This is a genomic window from Paraburkholderia sp. J63, assembly GCF_905220245.1.
GTDB lineage: Bacteria > Pseudomonadota > Gammaproteobacteria > Burkholderiales > Burkholderiaceae > Paraburkholderia.
In genome coordinates this window covers 63,916-84,516 of record NZ_CAJMZF010000008.1, presented here as the reverse complement: position 1 = coordinate 84,516, position 20,601 = coordinate 63,916, and the positions used below count along the sequence as shown (strand labels likewise).

Genomic DNA, 20,601 nt, shown 5'->3' with positions numbered 1-20,601 from the left:
GCGCGCATGCGCGGCGCGTTTCTTCGTATGGACATAGCTGGCTCCCTGTTGCTCGCGATCGCGCTGATGCTGATTATCGAGGGCATGTTCCCGTTCGTTTTCCCGACGGCGTGGCGCGACACATTTCGTAGAATTGCGGAGCGGCCGCCGCATCACATCCGGATCGGCGGGCTGATCGTGATGGCGCTCGGTCTCGTGCTGCTGCTGCTCGCCACCTGAATTCAAGGCGCCTGCCTTGCGGCATGCGCCGTTTCTATCGTCCGGCCCGCGCCTCAAGGCGCGTGCGCGCGCTTGAGTCCCCCGCGGCCGGCGCGTTACGCGCCCGCGCGGCCTTCATTGTTTGTCGTAGGACTGACCCGATGTCGACCTGGTTACTTCCCGAGAATATCGCCGACGTGCTGCCTTCCGAGGCGCGCAAGATCGAAGAGCTGCGCCGCCGCCTGCTGGACCGCTTCCGCGCCTATGGCTACGAAATGGTCATGCCGCCGCTGCTCGAGTACATCGAGTCACTGCTGGTCGGTAGCGGGCGCGATCTGGATCTGCGCACGTTCAAGCTCGTCGATCAGCTGTCGGGCCGCACGCTCGGTCTGCGCGCGGACATCACGCCGCAGGTCGCGCGCATCGACGCGCATTTGCTGAACCGCCAGGGCGTGACGCGCCTGTGCTATGCGGGCAACGTGCTGCATACGCGTCCGCGTGGGCTGCACGCCACGCGCGAGCAGATCCAGATCGGCGCCGAAATCTACGGCCATGCGGGCCTCGAAGCCGACCTCGAAATCCAGCAACTGCTGCTCGACGCGCTGCGCCTCGCGGGCCTCGCGAAGGTGCGCCTCGACCTCTCGCACGCGGGCGTGCTCGCGGCGATCTTCGAAGCCGATCCCGCCGCCGCCGCGCTCGGCGATGCTTTGTATGAAGCGCTCGCTGGCAAGGACGTGCCGCGCCTCGCGGAACTTACCGCCGGTCTGCAGCCGGTGTCGCGCGACGCACTGCGCGCGCTGCCGTCCTTGTACGGCGACGCGAGCGTGATCGATGCGGCGCGCAAGCGCCTGCCCGCGCTGCCCGGCATCGCGCGCGCGCTCGACGATCTGACGTTCCTCATGGGCGAGGTCAAGGGCGCGGAGCTGATGCTCGATCTCGCCGATCTGGGCGGCTATGCGTACCACAGCGGCGTGATGTTCTCGGCATACGTGGACGGTGTGCCCAACGCGGTCGCGCGCGGCGGCCGCTACGACAAGGTGGGCGAGGCCTATGGCCGCGCCCGCGCGGCGACGGGTTTTTCGCTGGACCTGCGCGAAGTGGCGCGGATTTCCCCGGTGGAGGCGCGCAGCAGCGCCGTGCTCGCGCCGTGGCGCCATGACGAGTCGCTGCGCGCCGCGGTTGCGGCCCTGCGCGACGCCGGCGAAGTCGTGATCCAGGCGCTGCCGGGCCACGAGCACGATATGGACGAATTCGCCTGCGACCGCGTGCTGGTCGAGCGCGACGGCGCATGGGTGATCGAGGCGCGCGCCTGAGGGGTTTGCGGGGTGCGTCTCAGGCACGCATGCCGTTGAGCGCAAAAGGAAATTCCTGGAATTTTGGGAAAAAATGGCGGCCTCGCCGCCGAACCCAGGTAGAATACGTTTTTAACCAGCTAACGAAACACCATGTCTGCCAGCGCAGTGAATGTAACCCCGGGACGCAATGTCGTCGTCGTGGGCACCCAATGGGGCGATGAAGGCAAGGGCAAGATCGTCGACTGGCTGACGGACCACGCGCAAGGCGTGGTGCGTTTCCAGGGCGGTCATAACGCCGGTCACACTCTCATCATCGGCGGCAAGAAGACCATTCTCCGGCTGATCCCCTCGGGCATCATGCGCGCCGGCGTCGCCTGCTACATCGGCAACGGCGTGGTGCTCTCGCCCGAAGCCCTGTTCAAGGAAATCTGCGAACTCGAAGAAGCGGGCATCGACGTCCAGAAGCGCCTCTTCATCTCCGAAGCCACCACGCTCATCCTGCCGTATCACATCGCCATCGACCAGGCGCGCGAAGTCAAGCGCGGCGCCGCGAAGATCGGTACGACCGGCCGTGGCATCGGCCCGGCCTACGAAGACAAGGTCGCGCGCCGCGGCATGCGTGTGCAGGACCTGTTCGAGCCGGAAGTGTTCGCCGAGCGCCTGCGCGAGAACCTCGACTACCACAACTTCGTGCTCACGCAGTACCTGGGCGCGCCGGCCGTCGACTATCAGCAGACGCTCGACACGATGCTCTCGTACGCCGAGCGCCTCAAGCCGATGGTAACCGACGTTTCGCGTCGTCTTTATGACGTGAACAACGCAGGCGGCAACCTGCTGTTCGAAGGCGCGCAAGGCACGCTGCTCGACATCGATCACGGCACCTATCCGTTCGTCACGTCGAGCAACTGCGTCGCGGGCGCGGCGTCGGCAGGCGCGGGCGTCGGTCCGCAAAAGCTCAACTACGTGCTCGGCATCACCAAGGCGTATTGCACGCGCGTGGGTTCGGGCCCGTTCCCGAGCGAGCTGTACGACGCCGACAACGCCGACCGCCAGGAAGAAGTGGGCCTCACGCTCGCGAAGGTGGGCAAGGAATTCGGCTCGGTCACGGGCCGTCCGCGCCGCACCGGCTGGCTCGACGCCGCCGCGCTGCGCCGCTCGATCCAGATCAACGGCGTGACGGGCCTGTGCATCACCAAGCTCGACGTGCTCGACGGCCTCGACGAAGTGAAGCTGTGCGTCGGCTACAAGGTCGATGGCAAGGACGTCGACATCCTGCCGCGCGGCGCCTCGCAGGTGGCCGCATGCGAGCCGGTCTACGAGACCTTTGAAGGCTGGAAGGAAAGCACGATCGGCATCACGCAGTTCGACGCGCTGCCCAAGAGCGCGCAGGCCTATCTGACGCGTGTGCAGGAAGTCGCGGGCGTGCCGATCGACATGGTCTCCACCGGCCCGGATCGCGACGAAACGATCCTGCTGCGTCATCCGTTCAAGGTCTGAAGAAGTAGAAACAAGGTAGAAGCAAAAATGATTCAAATGATGGACCCGCGCAACGACGAAAAGAACCTGTGGGTCGGCTGGGATGAATATCACCGGCTGATCGAACTGCTCGCGCTCTCGGTACACGAGTCGCGCTGGAAGTTCGATCAGATCCTGTGTCTCGCGCGCGGCGGCCTGCGCGTGGGCGACCAGCTTTCGCGCATTTACGACCTGCCGCTCGCGATTCTGGCGACGAGTTCGTACCGCGAGGCGGCGGGCACGGAGCAGGGCGATCTCGACATCGCGCAGTACATCACGATGACGCGGGGCGAACTCTCGGGCAACGTGCTGCTCGTCGACGATCTCGTCGATTCGGGCGTCACGCTCGCGCGCGTGCAGGAGCATCTCAAGGAGCGCTATCCGGCCGTGACCGGCGTGCGCTCGGCGGTGCTCTGGTACAAGGGCTGCTCGAAGGTGAAGCCGGACTATTTCGTCCAGCATCTGCCGACCAATCCGTGGATCCACCAGCCGTTCGAGGAGTGGGATACGGTGCGTCCGCACAACCTCGGTGCATGGATCAAGCGCGGCCTTCAGCAGGCCCAGCAGGATTCGCAGAAGTAAGCGCGGTCTGAGCCGCCATGCTGCCGGTGGCGGTATTCGCCGGTAGTACCAAACAGGAACGGAGCCTTTCAGGCTCCGTTTTTTTATGCCTGTGCGCTTTGGCGCGTTGTCGTGCGGCCTTGTGGGGACGCTGCTGCCAGTCCCGATCAAGCCATGATGCACGGCCGGGTTGGCGCTACAGGGGGCCATGCTAAACTCCCGCGGGACAAGGGAGGCGTTGGGGGAGGCGTCGCGGGGTCGCAACGGTCACCCGGTTTCTCCCGCAGCCAGTTTAGAATAGCGCTCGTTTTTTCCGCCTCGAACGGATCTCCGCGTATATGACAACTAGCACGCACGTGGCAAAGCAGCCGCTACCCTCGCTCGCAGTAGCGGCCATCGGCGTGGTGTTCGGCGACATCGGCACGAGTCCGCTTTATTCGCTCAAAGAGGCATTCAGCCCGGCGCACGGCATTCCGCTCAACAATACTTCCATCCTCGGCGTGATCTCGCTGCTGTTCTGGGCGATCATCATCGTCGTCAGCATCAAGTACGTGCTCTTCGTGATGCGCGCCGACAATAACGGCGAAGGCGGCGTGCTCGCGCTCATGGCGCTCGCGATGCGCTCGTTCGACCGCAAGAGCAAGGCTGCCGCGGTGCTGACCGCGCTGGGCATCTTCGGCGCCTGCATGTTCTACGGCGACGCGGTGATCACGCCTGCCATCTCGGTGATGTCGGCGGTCGAAGGTCTCGAGATTGCCGCGCCCAAGCTCTCTCATCTCGTGCTGCCGTTCACAATGGTGATCCTCATCGCGCTGTTCTGGATCCAGCGGCACGGCACCTCGCTCGTGGGCCGCCTGTTCGGGCCGATCATGGTGCTCTGGTTCGTGGTCATCGGCGTGCTCGGCGTGTCGCGCATCGTTCAGGCGCCGGGTGTCATCGCCGCGCTCAATCCGTACTACGCCGTCACGTTCATGGGCGCGCACCTGCTGCAGGCCTACGTGGTGCTCGGCTCGGTCGTGCTGGTGCTGACCGGCGCGGAGGCGCTTTACGCCGACATGGGCCACTTCGGCGCCAAGCCGATCCGCTACGCGTGGTACGGGCTCGTGATGCCTTCGCTCGTGCTCAACTATTTCGGTCAGGGCGCGCTCCTGATGCAGGATCATCGCGCGATCGAGAATCCGTTCTTCCTGCTCGCGCCGGACTGGGCGCTGCTGCCGCTCGTGGTGCTCTCGACGGTCGCGACCGTGATCGCTTCGCAGGCCGTGATCTCGGGCGCGTACTCGCTCACGAGCCAGGCGATCCTGCTCGGCTACGTGCCGCGCATGAAGGTGCTGCACACGTCCGATCTCGCCATCGGCCAGATCTACGTGCCGGTCGTGAACTGGCTGCTGCTCGTCATCATTCTGTGCATCGTCGTCGCCTTCAAGAGCTCCGATAATCTTGCCGCCGCGTACGGCATTGCCGTGACCGCGACCATGGTCATCACCACCATGCTCGCGAGCGTCGTCATGGTGAAGGTCTGGAAGTGGAACATCTGGCTCGTTTCGCTCATCATCGCGTGCTTCATGGCGGTCGATCTCGGCTTCTTCGGCGCGAACCTGCTGAAGGTCGAGGAGGGCGGCTGGCTGCCGCTCAGCATCGGCGCGCTGCTGTTCTTCCTGCTGATGACGTGGTTCAAGGGGCGCATGATCGTCAAGGAGCGCACCGCCGCCGACGGTATTCCGCTCATGCCTTTCCTGCAAGGGCTGCTCGCGCACCCGCCGCACCGCGTGTCGGGCACGGCCATCTATCTCACGGGCAGCGACACGCTCGTGCCGGTGAGCCTGCTGCACAACCTCAAGCACAACAAGGTGCTGCACGAGCGCACGATCTTTCTCACGTTCAGGATTCGCGACATTCCCTATGTTGCCGATTCGGAGCGCGTGCAGGTCAAGGACATCGGCGGCGGCCTCTATCTCGTGAAGGCCGACTACGGCTTCAACGAAACGCCCGACGTGAAGGCCGTGCTCGAAGACATCGGCCAGAAAGAGGGGATGTCGTTCGAGATGATGGACACCTCGTTCTTCCTCGCGCGCGAGACGGTGGTGCCCACGCAGTTGCCGGGCATGTCGATTTTCCGCGAGCGCGTGTTCGCGTGGATGCATCAGAACGCCGCGAAGCCGACCGACTTCTTCAGCATTCCTGCGAATCGCGTGGTCGAGCTGGGGACGAAGATCGAGATCTGATACTTCGTTGCGCAGACAACAAAAAAGCAGCCTGCGGGCTGCTTTTTTCATGATGCCTTTTGAGCGAGCGATGCGGAACCTTTGCGGGTCCCGCATCGTGTGGCAAGTTGTGCGTCAGCGCTTGAGCTTCGCGAACGCTGCCGCCATCGCGCCTGCCGGCTCCGCGTCGCGCGAGCGCTGTCCGCCGCGGTTTGCATTGCCGCCGCCGCGCTGATCGCGGTTGCCGCCGGTGCTGCCGCCGCCGCTGCGCTGCGCGGCGCTCGCCGGATCGTCGTCCATGCGCATCGTGAGCGCGATGCGCTGGCGCTTCACGTCGACGTCGAGCACTTTCACCTTCACGACCTGGCCGGCCTTCACGACTTCGTGCGGGTCCTTGATGAATTTCGTCGACATCGCCGAGACATGCACGAGGCCGTCCTGATGCACGCCCACGTCGATGAACGCGCCGAACGCCGCCACGTTGGTCACGACGCCCTCGAGCACCATGCCCGGCACGAGGTCGGAGACTTTCTCGACGCCGTCGCGGAAAGTCGCCGTCTTGAACTCGGGACGTGGGTCGCGGCCCGGCTTTTCGAGCTCCGAGAGGATGTCGCGCACGGTCGGCAGACCGAAGCGCTCGTCGACGAACTCGGTGGGCGAGAGACCCGAAAGCGCTTCGCGGCTACCGAGTACGTCGCCGATGGTGCGCTTGATCTTCGCAAGCATGCGCTCGACGACCGGATAGGCTTCCGGGTGCACCGACGAGCGGTCGAGCGGATTTTCGCCGCCGTTGATGCGCAAGAAGCCGGCGGCCTGCTCGAAGGTCTTGTCGCCCAGACGCGGCACCTTCTTCAGGTGGTCGCGCGAGGGGAAGGGGCCGTTGGCGTCGCGGTAATCGACGATATTGCGCGCGAGCGTCGAGTTCAGGCCCGACACGCGTGCGAGCAGCGCCACCGACGCGGTGTTCGCATCCACGCCCACGGCATTCACGCAGTCTTCGACCACGGCGTCGAGCGAGCGCGCCAGTTCGCGCTGGTTCACGTCATGCTGATATTGGCCCACGCCGATCGCCTTGGGCTCGATCTTCACGAGCTCGGCGAGCGGGTCTTGCAGACGCCGCGCGATCGACACCGCGCCGCGCAGCGAGACGTCGAGCTCGGGGAATTCCTTCGCCGCCAGTTCGGAGGCCGAATAAACCGAGGCGCCGGCTTCGGAGACCACGATCTTCTGCAGCTTCAGTTCGGGATGCTTCGCGATCAGCTCGCTCGCGAGCTTGTCGGTCTCGCGCGAAGCCGTGCCGTTGCCGATGCTGATGAGCTCCGCCTGCGTCTGCGCGGCGATGCGCGCGAGCTTCGCGAGCGAGCCGTCCCAGTCGCGGCGCGGCTCGTGCGGGTAGATCGTGTCGGTCGCGAGCACTTTGCCCGTGCGGTCGACCACGGCCACCTTCACACCGGTGCGCAGGCCCGGATCGAGGCCGATTACGGCCTTCGGGCCCGCGGGCGCCGCGAGCAGCAGGTCCTTGAGGTTGCGCGCGAACACGCGGATGGCTTCGTGCTCGGCCTCTTCGCGCAGGTTCGTGAGCAACTCGTTTTCGATGTGCGGCTGCACCTTCACGCGCCAGCACCAGCGGCACACATCGGAGAGCCACTTGTCGGCCGGGCGTCCCTGGTTGGCGATGCCGAAGTGACGCGCGATCATCGCTTCGCCCGGATGCGGCACCTGCGCGTCGAGCTCGCCGCCGAGGCCGAGCTTGACCATTAGCACGCCGGCGTTGCGGCCGCGGAACAGCGCGAGCGCGCGGTGCGACGGCACGGTCTTGATCGTTTCCGAGTACTCGTAGTAATCGCGGAACTTCTCGCCTTCCTCTTTCTCCTTGCCCTCGACCACGCTCGAGATCACCACGCCCTGGTTGAACAGCCAGTCGCGCAGCTTGCCGAGCAGCTCGGCCGTCTCGCCGAACTGCTCCGAGAGGATGTCGCGCGCGCCGTCGAGTGCGGCCTTCACGTCGGCGACGCCCTTTTCGGCGTCCACGTACTGCGCGGCTTCCGTTTGCGGATCGAGCAGCGGATTGGCGAGCAGCGCGTCGGCGAGCGGCTGCAGGCCGGCTTCGCGCGCGATCTGTGCGCGCGTACGGCGCTTGGGCTTGTAGGGCAGGTAGAGGTCTTCGAGCACCTGCTTGCTGTCCGCCGCTTCGATCGCGGTGCGCAGCTCGTCGGTCAGCTTGCCTTGCTCTTCGATGCTCGCGAGGATCGAGGCGCGACGGTCTTCGAGCTCGCGCAGATAGAGCAGCCGCTCTTCGAGCGTGCGCAGTTGCGTATCGTCGAGATTGCCCGTGACTTCCTTGCGGTAGCGGGCGATGAACGGAACGGTCGCTCCTTCGTCGAGAAGCTGGACGGCGGCCGCCACCTGACGCGGTTGAACGGTCAGTTCGCTGGCGATGCGCTGGACGATCTTGAGTGCTACGGTTTCCGTCATAGAGTCTGGATATTCCTGCGAGGATCGGTTTGCGGTCGGGGCCCCGGGGTGCTGTGCCGGGCGGCAATTCCGGATTGCGGTCCTGGATTTACGGTCCCAGATTTGGGTCGACAGCCGGACGGGAGACCTCAAGCGAGCGAACGCCCGCCGGCTGGTGGAGCGGGGCATTTTGCCATAAATGGCCGGGCGCTCAACTCGGGGGGTGTTAGAATTTCAGGCATGTTCCGTTGCCCTCAGAAGACGTTGATCCCATCCCGTTTGACACAAGTCCGGCCCGGCACGCGCGAAGGCGCGGCATGGCGGACCACCGCCCGCGCGGCGGTCTATGCCGTCGCGTTGCTGGCGACGGCGAGCGTTCCGGCCCTTGCGCAATCCGTGGCGGTCAGCGGTGCGGCACCTGGCACTGATTCAGCGGCCACCAGCGCGCAAGACACGCGCCCGGCCGAGGTCGGCGGACCAATCGATGGCTCGACCTCTGCATCGTCGGCGATATCGGCGCGTGCACCGGGCGCTGCTTCGGGCGTGGCGGTCCCCGGTGCCGACGCGGGCAACGACTTCTCCGCGCGGCAGAAGGTTCTTGACCGGCGTACTGCGGAAAACAACTACCAGTACGCCGTAGCGCAGCACAATTGCTACGATGCGTTCTTTGTGAACCACTGTCTCGGCAAGGCGCGCGATGCGATGCGCGTCGTGCAGGCGGATATCCGCCATCAGCAACTGGCGCTCGACGAAGAGCAGCGTGCCGACAATGCGCGCCGCCGCGACGAGCAGGCTGCATTGCAGCGCGCGAAGGACGAGGCCGACGCGCCGCAACGCGCCGCGAACGAGGCGAAGAGCACGCAGGATTACGAGGACAAGCAGCGTCAGCATGCGCTCGATCAGGCGCAGCGCCAGGCGGAGGCTCCGCAACGCGCGGCGAACGAGCAGTCGTTCGAGCAGAAGCAGCGTCAGCATGCGTTGCAGCAGGCGCAGCGCGAGGGCGAGCAGGCGCAGTCGCAACGCGCAGCCAACCAGGCCGCGTACGACAAGAAACAATCGGATTACCAGCAGCAACTGGACGAAGCTCGTCGCGAAGGCCAGCAGAAGGCGCAAGAGCGTGCCGAGAAGGCTGAGCGCTTCCAGCAGAAGCAGGAAGAGGCGGCGAAGCACAAGGCTGATGTGGAAGCACGTCAGAAGCAGGCGGCCGAGAAGGCGCAGCAGCAACAGCAGCAAAAAACGCAGGGCCAGTAGTACCAGGCAGCACTACGCTTTTTCAGCCGGACAGCAACCTCAGGCGCGCGACCTTTCGCACGGCGTGCGCCGATCATGACGAGGAGGCGAGCATGCGCGAGCATCGTGAAGTCAAGGGCGAGGTCCTTCGTGACCGCATTCTGCAACTGGAATCGGAGCACGGTGATCTCGACCGTCTGATCGAGAGGATGTGCGAGACGTCGGATTACGACGATCTCGAATTGCAGAAGCTGAAGAGGCGCAAGCTCAAGCTGAAGGACAACATTATCCTGCTGCAATTGCAGCTGGAACCCGATTCAACGAAGACCTCGAACGGGCACGCCTGATTCCGGGTCCTGGCAGGCGCCGGGGCGCGGCTGTAGTCGGGTGGCGCCCCGAGGACCGAGCAGGAACCGCTTGCCTTGAATTCAACGACCGTTTCCCGATCCCGTCCTGCGCGCGAAGGCAGCGCGCAGGACGGTGACGCGCGCGCCGCGCAAATGGCGAGCGCGCCCGCACTGAGCGCGCGCCGCGGTGCCGAGCTCGAAGAGCTCTTTGCTGCCAATGGGCTGCTCGCGCGCGAGATCGACGGCTATCGTCCGCGCGCCGCGCAGATCGAGATGGCGCGCGCCGTGGCCGCGGCAATGGAAGCTGCCGCCCAGGCCCTGCCCGAACCGGCGATGTTCGAGACGCAGGCGCGCCCGGCGCGGCGTCTCGAACGTGGCGCACCGGCGCCCGCTGCGCAGGATCGTGCCGAAGAAGCCGCTCACGCCGTTGCTGAATCCGGTGACAACACGCTGATCGTCGAGGCGGGGACGGGCACGGGCAAGACCTATGCGTACCTCGTGCCGGCCATGCTCTGGGGCGGCAAGGTGATCGTCTCGACAGGCACCAAGCACCTGCAGGACCAGCTCTTCGCCCGTGACATTCCCACCGTGCGCGACGCGCTCGCGGTGCCCGTGAGCGTGGCCATGCTCAAGGGCCGCTCGAATTACCTGTGCCACTACTATCTGCAGCGCACCGCCGACAACGGCCGCCTGCCGTCGCGCCAGGAAACGGCGTATCTGCAGGAGATCGTCCGCTTCGCGAAGATCACGCGCTCGGGCGACAAGGCCGAGCTCGCGAGCGTGCCGGAGACGGCGGCGGTATGGTCGATGGTGACGTCCACGCGCGATAACTGTCTCGGCCAGGAGTGTCCGAACTACAAGGACTGCTTCGTTATGCAGGCGCGCCGCGAAGCGCAGCAGGCCGACATCGTCGTCGTGAATCACCATCTGTTCTTCGCGGACATCATGCTGCGCGATACCGGCATGGCCGAGCTGCTGCCGAGCGCGAACACGATCATCTTCGACGAAGCTCATCAGCTGCCCGAGACCGCCACGCTGTTCTTCGGCGAGACGCTCTCGACCGCGCAGTTTCTCGAACTCGCGCGCGACTGCGTGGCCGAAGGCTTGAGCCATGCGCGTGACGCGGTGGAGTGGGTGAAGCTCGGCGCGGCGCTCGAGCGCGCGGCGCGCGACGTGCGGCTCGCGTTCAAGGAAGATTCGCTGCGCGTGTCGATCACGCAGTTGCCCGACGATCATCCGCTGTTCGATACGCTCGACGCGTTGCAGACCGAGCTCGGCACACTCGCCACCGCGCTCGCGGGCCAGGCGGAGCGCGCCGAATCGCTGGGCGCGTGCCTGCGCCGCGCGCGCGAGCTTCAAGGCGTGCTGTCCGGGTGGACTGCGCCTGGTGCGCCCGGCGATGCGCCGCCGCGCGATGCACGGGCTACCGGCGGGCCAGGCGATGCCGCGCGCGAGCCCGGCGCCGACGATGAAAAGGTCCGCTGGGTCGAGGTGTTTTCGCACACGGTCCAGTTGCATGAGACGCCGCTTTCCGTGGCGCCCATTTTCGCGAAGCAGCGCGCGGGCGTGCCGCGCACGTGGATCTTCACGTCGGCAACGCTTTCCGTGCGCGGCGATTTCACCCACTATGCGGCGCAGATGGGCCTGAGCGCGCGCCGCTCGATGACGCTGCCGAGCCCGTTCGACTATCCACAGCAGGGCTTGCTCTACGTGCCGCGCAATATGCCGCAGCCGTCGTCGCCGCAATTCACCGACGCGGTGTTCGATGCGGCGCTGCCCGCCATCGAAGCGTCCGGGGGCGGCGTTTTCATGCTGTGCACGACCTTGCGTGCCGTCGACAAGATCGCCGGCAAGCTGCGCGACACGATCGAGGCGCGCGGCTGGAACACGCCGCTGCTGGTGCAGGGCGATGCGAGCCGCACCGAGCTGCTCGAGCGCTTTCGCGCCTATGGCAACGCGATTCTGGTGGGCAGTCAGAGCTTCTGGGAAGGCGTCGACGTGCGCGGCGACGCGCTGTCGCTCGTCGTCATCGACAAGCTGCCGTTCGCGCCGCCCGACGATCCGGTGCTGGCCGCGCGTCTGGACGCGCTGGCGAAGAAGGGCTTGAGTCCGTTTGCGGTTCATCAGCTGCCGCAAGCGGTGATTACGCTCAAGCAGGGCGCCGGGCGTCTCATTCGCGCCGAGACCGATCGCGGCGTGCTGATGATCTGCGATACGCGTCTCGTGGATAAGCCCTATGGCCGGCGTATCTGGCAAAGCCTGCCGCCGTTCAAACGCACGCGCGAGATCGAGGTCGTGCAGGAGTTCTTCGCGGGCAAGGAAGAGCAGGGCGCTCAGTGAGGTGTCTTGCGTATCGCATGGCGCGTGATGCGTAATATCCGCTTGCATATGCGCCATGCCGGTTACATGCATGGCGCATGAGACCGGCGGCGTGCCGCAAGCGTTTTGCAGGCGTTCTTCCTCGGCTTCGATTCGCCGAAAAAGTGTCAACCTGATTCAGGACGGGTCATCACAAACAAAAAAGCCACGAACGCAAGTTCGTGGCTTTTTTGTTTGCCCGCCGCGCATCTGACGAGACCGTCAGGCTGCCCGACGATTCGCTTCGATGCCCGCCGGAGCCGAAGCGCCAGGCGAGCATCGCGCGAATACAGCTTACTGGCTCGCGCCCGAAGCCGGAGCAGCAGCGCCAGCGTCCGAAGCTGCGCCAGCGTCCGAAGCAGCGGCGCCAGCGTCCGAAGCAGCAGCCGTAGCGTCGCTCGCAGCAGCTGCAGCGCCCGAAGCAGCTGCCGTTGCGTCCGAAGCAGCAGCAGCCGGTGCCGAAGCAGCGGTCGCGTCGCTAGCCGGCGCAGCAGCTTGGTCGCTGCTCTTGTTGCACGCAGCCAGTGCAACAGCTGCCAGCAGGGATGCTACGAGGAGGGATTTCTTCATGATCACGTCCTTTTATGGTTAAAGGTAAGCAACAGCGCAAAATAAAACCGGTAATGTGCCCCAACACCGACCTGAGCCGCTGGTGGAGATGCACTGCAAGAGCGTGAATCTTCCCTACGGCCTGGGCGGAAATTATAGGCACTTTCGTATCGACCGTCGACAAATCCGGGGACAATACGTTGTCTTTCTCATACAAGCACTATATTAGTACGGTATAACAGTCCGAAGCGCTTAGGCAAGCACCCCGAGCCGTAACCAGCCCGCACGATACCACTCGTGTAGCAACGCTGTCACACACGAATCGTGTGAGAGTGTTACAAAGCGTTTCCCATCCAGAAAGCGGTTGTCAGCCAATGCCGGCAGCCATTTTCTCGTGTCTCTGAGCAAGTACTGTTCCCCGTTCAGGTAATACGACCGCGAATCGTAAAGCAGGATTGTCCTGCGGTCGAGTGTTATCCCGTTTTTCGCGGCGCGCGCAACAAAACGCGCCTCGTCCAGCGGTTTTTCGGGGGCATCGAAGACCACATTCGATTTCGGTTCCGAAAGCCAGGAGCCGACGAACGAGGAGACATCAGCGTCACTCCACCGCACTTTAGCAAGCACGGCCGAGACGCGCTCCACAAGTGCCGGGGGCAGTTGTGCCGGATGCAACACTGCGGGCTGGTCGGGGTCGCGGTAGAGCGTGAGGTTGCCCGCGTTCGCGGTGGCCGCGCTGTCTGCGCCGCGCTCGGCCAGCCAGTAGAGAAACTGGCTCGTGAGCTCGGTCGTGGAAGGCGAACGAAAGCCGATCGAGCAGGTCATGCATTCGCCCTCGGCCACGCCATCGTGCGCGATGTGCGGCGGCAGGTACAGCATGTCGCCGGGCTCCAGCACCCATTCCTCTTCGGGTTCGAAGTTCGCGAGGACCTTGAGCGGCAGGCCTTCCTGCAGCGACAGGTCGCGCTGCGCGCCGATGCGCCAGCGTCGCTTGCCGTGCACCTGCAGGAGGAACACGTCGTAGGAATCGAAATGCGGACCGACACCGCCGCCGTCGGACGCGTACGAGATCATCAGGTCGTCGAGGCGTGCGTCGGGCGCGAAGCGAAAGCGTTCGAGCAGCGCGCGCGCACGGTCGTCGTGCAGGTCCGCGCCTTGCACGAGCAAGGTCCATTGGCGCGTCTTCGGCGTCGGCAACTCGTCAAGGGCGAACGGGCCGTGCTCGAGCGCCCAGCGCTTGCGAAAATGCGTGATGAGACGGGATTCGACGTCGTCCTGGTCGGCAAGCGCAAACAGTTCGTCGCGCGAAAGCGGCGCTTCGATGCCGGGTATCGCCTGGCGGATCAAGAACGGCTTTTTCTGCCAGTATTTCTTCATGAACTGCGCCGGACTCAGGCCGCCAAGCAGCGGCGTGGGCGTATCGGGCGCGGGACATGCCAGGGAGGAGGGGGCGCGCCGCTTGCGGGCGTCCTCCGGGTGGTCTGGGGACCGCTTGGGCATCGTATAATGTGGTCTGTAATCTGGAGGATCGAATGAAAATTGCAAAGGACACCGTCGTGTCGGTCGCTTACAAGCTATCGGATGCGCAGGGCAATCTGATCGAGGAAAGCGACGAGCCGATGGTCTATCTGCACGGCGGCTATGATGGCACGTTCCCCAAGATCGAGGAAGTGCTGGACGGCAAGGAGCCGGGCTTCGAGACCCAGATCCAGCTTGAGCCTTCCGACGCTTTCGGGGAATACGATCCCGAGCTCGTCAAGATTGAGCCGCGCAGCCGCTTCCCGGAGCCGCTCGAAGTCGGCATGCAGTTCGAGGGCACGCCCGAGGAAGGCGACGAGGATCTCGACACGCTCATCTACACCGTCACCGACGTCGCCGAAGACAAGGTCGTGCTCGACGGCAATCATCCGCTCGCGGGCATGGCCCTGCGTTTCGCGCTGACCGTCAAGGAAGTGCGTCAGGCCACCGAAGACGAGATCGAGCATGAACACGCGCATGGCGCGGACGGCCTCGAAATCGTCGACGAGGATGACGACGAAGACGGCGACGAAGCCGCTTCAAAACCCACCCTGCATTGATCGGGCAACGCGCCGGCGGTGACTGCCGGCGCGTCTCGCTCCGCGTCGCGTCTTTGCGCGTTGCCGTCTCGTGTACTGCCTCATCTCTTCACGGCGCGACGCTTCCCCACTTGTTGTGCTTTCCCGGCTAGTTTGACGGCGCCGTTTGCGTGCCGTTCGGCGTTGCGGGTTGCGGCTGCTGCTCGATCCAGGGTGGCGGCATCTGAGGCTGCGCCGGCGGTGCGACGGTTGGCGGCTCGCTGGCGCCATTCGCATCGGGCGCCTGCTGCATGCCGGGAATTTCCGTCACGTCGGGCATCGACGAAACTTCGGGCATCTCCGGCTGCACGGGCTCGCCGCGTCCGCCCGGCAGTTGGGGCGGCGTTTGTGGCGGCAGGAGCGGCATGTGCCTCGGCACGTCGTGCACGCTCACGCGCAGCGGCGTGCGGCGCGCCATGTCCGCATCGATCTGCAGCCATTGCGTGAGCGGGTCGCGCAGCGAGAACGCAATGCGCGTAACGTTAGCAATCCTGATTCCCTTGTCGTTGCGCAAGGGCTGATCGATGAAGAAGCCGCGAGTGAGTCGCGCGTTGTCCGGATCCACGAGGACGACCGGGCCCCGGAAGGTCTCCGCGAGCTTGATGAGGCTGCGCCGCAGCTCCACGTAACCGTCGCGGGGCGTGCGGCGAAAGCGCAGCCAGGCGAAGCGGTCAGGGCGCTCGTACTGCTCGGGCATCGCGTTGCCCTGCATGAAGATCACGATGGCGCGCGCATTGCGGCGGCGCGCGAATTCGGCCGCGTGCTCGAGCCAGAAGCCATTGGCGATCACACGGTCCTCGAACTCGCCGTTGCGGCCACCGGCGTTCAGAAAATGATTGTTGTCGTCGGGCACGTTCAGCGCGATGAACACGGTATCGCCGAGCTGCCAGCGCGCATTTTCCCGATAGGGCCGAAACCGCGAGACCTCGCTTTCACGCGTGAGCGTGAGCGGATATTGGCCGAGCGAATTGGCGTCGCCGAAGAAGTTCTGGCGCAGGAAATCGAGCCGCTCGATCGGATCGTAACCACCGGCGCCCGCGATGCCGCAGGTGACCCAATCGCGCTGTCCGGGCACGAACACGAGCGGCGCGCGCGACGCATTGAGCAAGGCGCGGCGCCGTTCGTAGAGATGATCCGCGCAGGTCTCGCGCGAGCCTTTGAGATTGCCGTCGTAGACGACAAACGAGATTTGCGGATCGAGGCCGATGGCGTCGATCAGGCGCTGGAGCGTGGATTCGTCGCCGGGTTCGGTGACGACGTTCGCCACCACGGCGAATGAATAGCGCGATGAAGGGCCTTGTGCCTGTGCCGCGAGCGGCAGGGCGAGCGGAAGAACGAACCCCGCCAGGCAGACGAGGGCGCGTTGCAGCCTGTCACGCAGCCCCTTTCGTAGCAGCGATTGCCGCGCCGTTTGCAGGCGGCGCGCCGCCTCGGTCATCCGGTTCAGAAAGCGCGAAGCAAAGACGCCCCGGCCATGCGGGAATGGCCGGGGTGGCGTCGCGCGGCGACGCTCAGTGTTTGGCGTCCGGCGCCGTCGCCAGCTCATGCAGTTCGTACAGCAGATCGAGCGCATCGCGCGGGCGCAACTCGTTTGGATCGAGCGCGCGCAGGCGCTCGGCGACGAGCGCGGCGCCCGGGTCGGCTGGTGCCGGTGCGTCTTCCACGCACGGATGCGTGTCGAAATCGTCGTCTTCGGAAGGCGCGGGCGCGGCGAACAAGTCGAGCTGCGGCGTGGGTTGCCCGGCCGAGAGCTGCTCCAGATACACGAGATGCTTGCGCGCCGCGCGGATCACGGGGTTGGGCACGCCCGCGAGCTGCGCGACCTGCAATCCGTAGCTCTGATTGGCGGGACCCTCGCTCACGGCGTGCAGGAACACAATGCCGTGTCCGTGCTCGACCGCCGACAGATGCACGTTGGCCGCCTGCGCGAATTCCGTAGGCAGTTGCGTGAGCTCGAAGTAGTGCGTCGCGAACAGCGTATGGCAGCCATTGTTCGTGAGCAGATGCCGGGCAATCGCCCAGGCGAGCGCGAGGCCGTCGAACGTCGAGGTGCCGCGCCCGATCTCGTCCATCAGCACGAGACTTTGCGGCGTGGCGTCGTTGAGAATGGCGGCGGCTTCGGTCATCTCGACCATGAAGGTCGAGCGCCCGCCCGCGAGATCGTCGGCGGCGCCGATGCGCGTGAAGATCCGGTCGATCGGGCCAAAGCGCGCGCGCTTCGCGGGCACGTAGCTGCCCACGTAGGCGAGCAGCGCGATGAGCGCGGTCTGACGCATGAACGTCGACTTGCCGCCCATGTTCGGGCCGGTGATGAGCAGCAGCTTGCGTTCGGCGGTCAGCTGGCAGTCGTTGGCGATGAACTGCTCGACCTGCGCCTCGACGACCGGGTGGCGACCCTGTTCGATTTCGATGCCGGGCGCTTCGGAGAATTCCGGCGCACTCCAGTCGAGCGCGCGCGCCCGTTCCGCGAAGGCCGCGAGCAGGTCGAGTTCGGCGAGCGCCGCGGCGACGCGCTGACAATCGGGAATGAACGGCAGCAGCGACTGAAGCAGCGCGTCGTAGAGCGCTTTTTCGCGTGCGAGCGCGCGCTCCTGCGCCGAGAGTGCCTTGTCTTCGAACGCCTTCAGCTCGGGTGTGATGTAGCGCTCGGCGTTCTTGAGCGTCTGGCGGCGCCGGTAGTCGTCGGGCACCTTGTCGGTCTGGCCGCGCGTGACTTCGATATAGAAGCCGTGCACCTTGTTGTACTCGACCCGCAAATTGCCGATGCCGGTGCGCGTGCGCTCGCGTGCTTCGAGGTCGATCAGGAACTGGCCGCAGTTTTCGGACAGGTCGCGCAACTCGTCGAGCTCTGCGTCGTAGCCGCGCGCCATCACGCCGCCGTCGCGCACCATGGCGGCCGGCTCGGGCGCGACCGCGCGCTGCAGCAGATCGGCGCATTGCGCGGGCGGCTCGAGCGCCTCGACGATGCGTTCGAGCGAGGCCGAGGCGCCGCCCGCCGCCGCGACTTGCTCGCGCAATGCGGGCAGCACGGCGAAGGTGTCGCGCAGGCTCGACAGATCGCGCGGGCGCGCCGAGAGCAGGGCGAGACGGCCGGTAATGCGCTCGACGTCGGCGATCTGGCGCAGCGCGCCGCGCAGCGTTTCGACGCTCGCGGGCGGCGGCGCATCGAGCAGCGCGCCGATGGCCTGCTGGCGTATCTGCGCGATGCCCGCGTCGCGCGGCGGATGGTGGAGCCAATGCCTTAGCAGGCGGCTGCCCATCGTGGTGCTGCAGGTGTCGAGCAGCGAGCACAGCGTGGGCGATTCGGTGCCGCGCAGCGTTTCCGTGAGTTCGAGGTTACGGCGCGTGGCCGGATCGAGACCGATGTATTCGGATTCGGCTTCGACCTTGAGGCTGCGCACGTGGCGCAACTGCTGGCCCTGCGTGGCTGCCGCGTAGAGCAACAGTGCGCCGGCGGCGCCGCACGCGCTCGTGAGCGCCTGCGCGCCGAAGCCGTCGAGGCTGGCGACGTCGAGCTGGTCGCACAGGCGCTGCTTGCCCGAGGCGATGTCGAAGTGCCACGTGGGCACGCGCGTCAGTGCACCCGGACCCGCGCCGGTGCTGGCGGGCGGTGCCCAGCCCGAGGATTCCGCGGGCATTTCCGCCACGAGGATTTCCGCGGGGCGAATCCGCTCGAACGCGGCGGCGACCTGTTCCGGCGCGACTTCCGCGAGACGCAGCGCACCGCTCGCCAGATTGAGCCACGCGAGCCCGACGTTGACGGTCACGCCGCGCCGGTTGTGCGCCGGGCAAGCCGCCATCAGGTAGACGTCGTTTTTGTCCGAGAGGAGCGCCGCGTCCGTGAGCGTGCCCGGCGTGACCACGCGCACGACTTTGCGCTCGACCGGTCCCTTGGAGGTGGCCGGGTCGCCGATCTGTTCGCAGATCGCCACCGACTCGCCGAGCTTCACGAGCTTCGCGAGATATTGCTCGACGGCGTGATGCGGCACGCCCGCCATCTTGATCGGCGTGCTCGCCGATGCGCCGCGCTGCGTGAGCGTGAGATCGAGCAGGCGCGCGGCTTTCTCGGCGTCCTCGAAGAACAGCTCGTAGAAGTCGCCCATCCGGTAGAACACGAGCGTGCCCGGGTGATCGGCTTTGATGCGCAGGTATTGCTGCATCATGGGGGTATGTTGCGCGGTGTCGCTGGCGCCGGCGGTATGTGTAGCCATCCTCGGTGTCTTGCTAAGGGTTCAGGGCGTGAGTTTAACTCGCGTCGCGCTCGTGTGAACCTGGCCGGACGGCCAGGCGCGCGCTGGGCTCGCCGACGCGAGCAAGCGGCAGCGCGCAAACCGCTGTGGTTTATTCGTCGACGAGCGCTTGCAGGTCCACGGTGCGTGCGTTTGCCGCACTGCGCCGCATGGCGAACCCGATCATCGCGGCGACGAACAGGCCGAACACGACGATGATCCACTGCACCGGCATCTTCGCCGTGAGCAGCAGCGCGTAGGCGCCGAGCATCAGCAGCACGGCGAGATTCTGGTTGAAGTTCTGCACGGCGATCGAGTGGCCCGCGGAGAGCAGCGTTGCGCCGCGATGCTGGAGCAGCGCGTTCATCGGCACGATGAAAAAGCCCGCGAGCGTGCCGAGCAGGACCATCAGCGGATACGCAAAGAGCAGATAGAAGGGCATGACGAAGGTGCCGAAGCGTACGCCTTCACCGGCCGGAAAGAGTCCTTTGCTATAGAACGCCATCGCCACGGCCACCACGCCGCACAGGACGCCCACGGGCAGCACGCGCAGCGACGCGCGCAACGACACCCAGGCGGCCGCGGCCCCCGCGCCCAGCGCGATGCCGAGCCCCGTCACGCCCTGCATCACGGCCGCCTTCGAGAGCGAGAGGCCGAGATTCGCGTCGGCCCATTTGAGCACGAGCAGTTGCAGCGTGACGGCGGCGCCCCACATCAGCGTTGTGACCCATAGCGCGATCTGCGCGAGCTTGTCGGCCCACAGCACGTTGAAGCAGTGCGTGAAGTCGCCCACGAGACGGCGCGGCTCCGTGAGCCGGTTCTCGTAGCGCGCGCCGGTATCGGGAATGCCGAAATTGATGAGCGCGGCGAGCGCGTAGGTGAGCATTACCGCGAGCATCGCGAGGTCGGCGGCCGAGTGGATGAGCGGCAGCGGATGGCGCGTCACGAAACGGTCCGCGTAGGTAGAGACGAGCGCGCCGCCCATCATCGTGCCGACGATCGTCGAGAGCACCGTGGCCGATTCGAGCCACGCGTTCGCTGCGACGAGTTTTTCGGCGGGCAGCAATTCGGTGAGGATTCCGTACTTTGCAGGCGAGTAGGCCGCGGCGCCGAAGCCGACCACGCCATAGGCGATCATCGGGTGCACGCCCGCGATCATCAGCAGGCAGCCGGCCGCCTTGAGCGCGTTCGAGACGAACATCACGTGGCGCTTTTGCAGCGCATCGGCGAATGCGCCGACGAAGGGCGCGAGCAATACGTAGGAGACCGTAAAAAAGATCTGGAGCAGCGGCGTGACCCAGGCCGGCGACGAGATCACCGTGAGCAGCGCGATTGCCGCGATCAGCAGCGCGTTGTCGGCAAGCGACGAAACGAACTGCGCGGCGATGATCGTATAGAAGCCTTTCTTCATCGCGGGGTGGATCCGTTGTGGAGCCGAAACAGGTCGCGAGGACAACGACCCGGCTGGCACGGCGCGTCGCGCCACGAGGTGGCGCGCGAAACAAAAAAGCGGCCGAAGCCGCTTGACTCGTCGGGGGCGGGCGGGGCAACGCGCCCCGTTGCCGGCA

At 65.7% G+C, this 20,601-nt stretch carries 15 protein-coding genes; 9 read left to right on the top strand and 6 right to left on the bottom strand.

Annotated elements, in window-relative coordinates; all coding sequences use genetic code 11:
- Window positions 1–27 precede the first annotated feature (27 nt).
- The 5 genes from U5775_RS11310 to U5775_RS11290 all read left to right on the top strand — a co-directional run bounded on the left by U5775_RS11310 (window position 28) and on the right by U5775_RS11290 (window position 5,794).
- Window positions 28–219 carry a DUF2065 domain-containing protein gene (locus U5775_RS11310; RefSeq protein ID WP_322058223.1) on the top strand — a complete coding sequence of 64 codons (192 nt, stop codon included), beginning with the start codon at window positions 28–30 and terminating at the stop codon, window positions 217–219.
- A gap of 140 nt (window positions 220–359) precedes the next feature.
- On the top strand, window positions 360–1,511 hold the full coding sequence (locus tag U5775_RS11305) for an ATP phosphoribosyltransferase regulatory subunit (protein WP_322058222.1): 1,152 nt from the start codon (window positions 360–362) through the stop codon (window positions 1,509–1,511).
- 132 nt (window positions 1,512–1,643) lie between these two features.
- Window positions 1,644–2,990, top strand: coding sequence for an adenylosuccinate synthase (locus U5775_RS11300; protein ID WP_322058221.1), 1,347 nt, complete (start codon window positions 1,644–1,646; stop codon window positions 2,988–2,990).
- A gap of 27 nt (window positions 2,991–3,017) precedes the next feature.
- Window positions 3,018–3,590: a phosphoribosyltransferase gene (locus tag U5775_RS11295; protein ID WP_238463275.1), complete on the top strand. Its 573-nt coding sequence runs from the start codon at window positions 3,018–3,020 to the stop codon at window positions 3,588–3,590.
- 317 nt (window positions 3,591–3,907) lie between these two features.
- Window positions 3,908–5,794 (top strand): potassium transporter Kup, encoded by a 1,887-nt coding sequence (locus tag U5775_RS11290; protein WP_322058220.1) that lies wholly within the window; start codon window positions 3,908–3,910, stop codon window positions 5,792–5,794.
- 114 nt (window positions 5,795–5,908) lie between these two features.
- On the opposite strand, the gene U5775_RS11285 is transcribed toward U5775_RS11290, so the two are convergent.
- Window positions 5,909–8,248 carry a Tex family protein gene (locus tag U5775_RS11285; protein WP_322058219.1) on the bottom strand — a complete coding sequence of 780 codons (2,340 nt, stop codon included), beginning with the start codon at window positions 8,246–8,248 and terminating at the stop codon, window positions 5,909–5,911.
- Window positions 8,249–8,584: 336 nt separating this feature from the next.
- On the opposite strand from U5775_RS11285, the gene U5775_RS11280 reads away from it, so the two are divergent.
- The 3 genes from U5775_RS11280 (at window position 8,585) to U5775_RS11270 (ending at window position 12,144) form a co-directional block, all read left to right on the top strand.
- Complete coding sequence (locus tag U5775_RS11280; protein ID WP_322058218.1) at window positions 8,585–9,478, top strand: colicin transporter; 894 nt, start codon at window positions 8,585–8,587, stop codon at window positions 9,476–9,478.
- A gap of 92 nt (window positions 9,479–9,570) precedes the next feature.
- On the top strand, window positions 9,571–9,804 hold the full coding sequence (locus tag U5775_RS11275) for a DUF465 domain-containing protein (protein WP_322058217.1): 234 nt from the start codon (window positions 9,571–9,573) through the stop codon (window positions 9,802–9,804).
- Between the two features lie 75 nt (window positions 9,805–9,879).
- Window positions 9,880–12,144: an ATP-dependent DNA helicase gene (locus U5775_RS11270; RefSeq protein WP_322058216.1), complete on the top strand. Its 2,265-nt coding sequence runs from the start codon at window positions 9,880–9,882 to the stop codon at window positions 12,142–12,144.
- A 312-nt stretch (window positions 12,145–12,456) separates the two neighbouring features.
- Here U5775_RS11270 and U5775_RS11265 read toward each other — a convergent pair whose 3' ends face one another.
- Together U5775_RS11265 and U5775_RS11260 are read right to left on the bottom strand one after the other, a co-directional pair.
- Complete coding sequence (locus tag U5775_RS11265; RefSeq protein WP_322058215.1) at window positions 12,457–12,732, bottom strand: hypothetical protein; 276 nt, start codon at window positions 12,730–12,732, stop codon at window positions 12,457–12,459.
- Window positions 12,733–12,963: 231 nt separating this feature from the next.
- Window positions 12,964–14,208, bottom strand: a complete 1,245-nt coding sequence (locus U5775_RS11260; RefSeq protein ID WP_322058214.1) for a cupin domain-containing protein — start codon at window positions 14,206–14,208, stop codon at window positions 12,964–12,966.
- A gap of 32 nt (window positions 14,209–14,240) precedes the next feature.
- Here U5775_RS11260 and U5775_RS11255 point away from each other — a divergent pair, with 32 nt between their 5' ends.
- Window positions 14,241–14,786: a peptidylprolyl isomerase gene (locus U5775_RS11255; RefSeq protein ID WP_322058213.1), complete on the top strand. Its 546-nt coding sequence runs from the start codon at window positions 14,241–14,243 to the stop codon at window positions 14,784–14,786.
- A 127-nt stretch (window positions 14,787–14,913) separates the two neighbouring features.
- On the opposite strand, the gene U5775_RS11250 is transcribed toward U5775_RS11255, so the two are convergent.
- From U5775_RS11250 to lplT, 3 genes are all read right to left on the bottom strand, one after another.
- Window positions 14,914–16,242 carry a hypothetical protein gene (locus U5775_RS11250; RefSeq protein WP_322058212.1) on the bottom strand — a complete coding sequence of 443 codons (1,329 nt, stop codon included), beginning with the start codon at window positions 16,240–16,242 and terminating at the stop codon, window positions 14,914–14,916.
- 73 nt (window positions 16,243–16,315) lie between these two features.
- A complete protein-coding gene (mutS, locus tag U5775_RS11245; RefSeq protein WP_322058211.1) occupies window positions 16,316–19,015 on the bottom strand; it encodes a DNA mismatch repair protein MutS in 2,700 nt (899 codons plus the stop codon).
- Window positions 19,016–19,145: 130 nt separating this feature from the next.
- Window positions 19,146–20,444, bottom strand: coding sequence for a lysophospholipid transporter LplT (gene lplT, locus U5775_RS11240; protein WP_322058210.1), 1,299 nt, complete (start codon window positions 20,442–20,444; stop codon window positions 19,146–19,148).
- Window positions 20,445–20,601 lie beyond the last annotated feature (157 nt).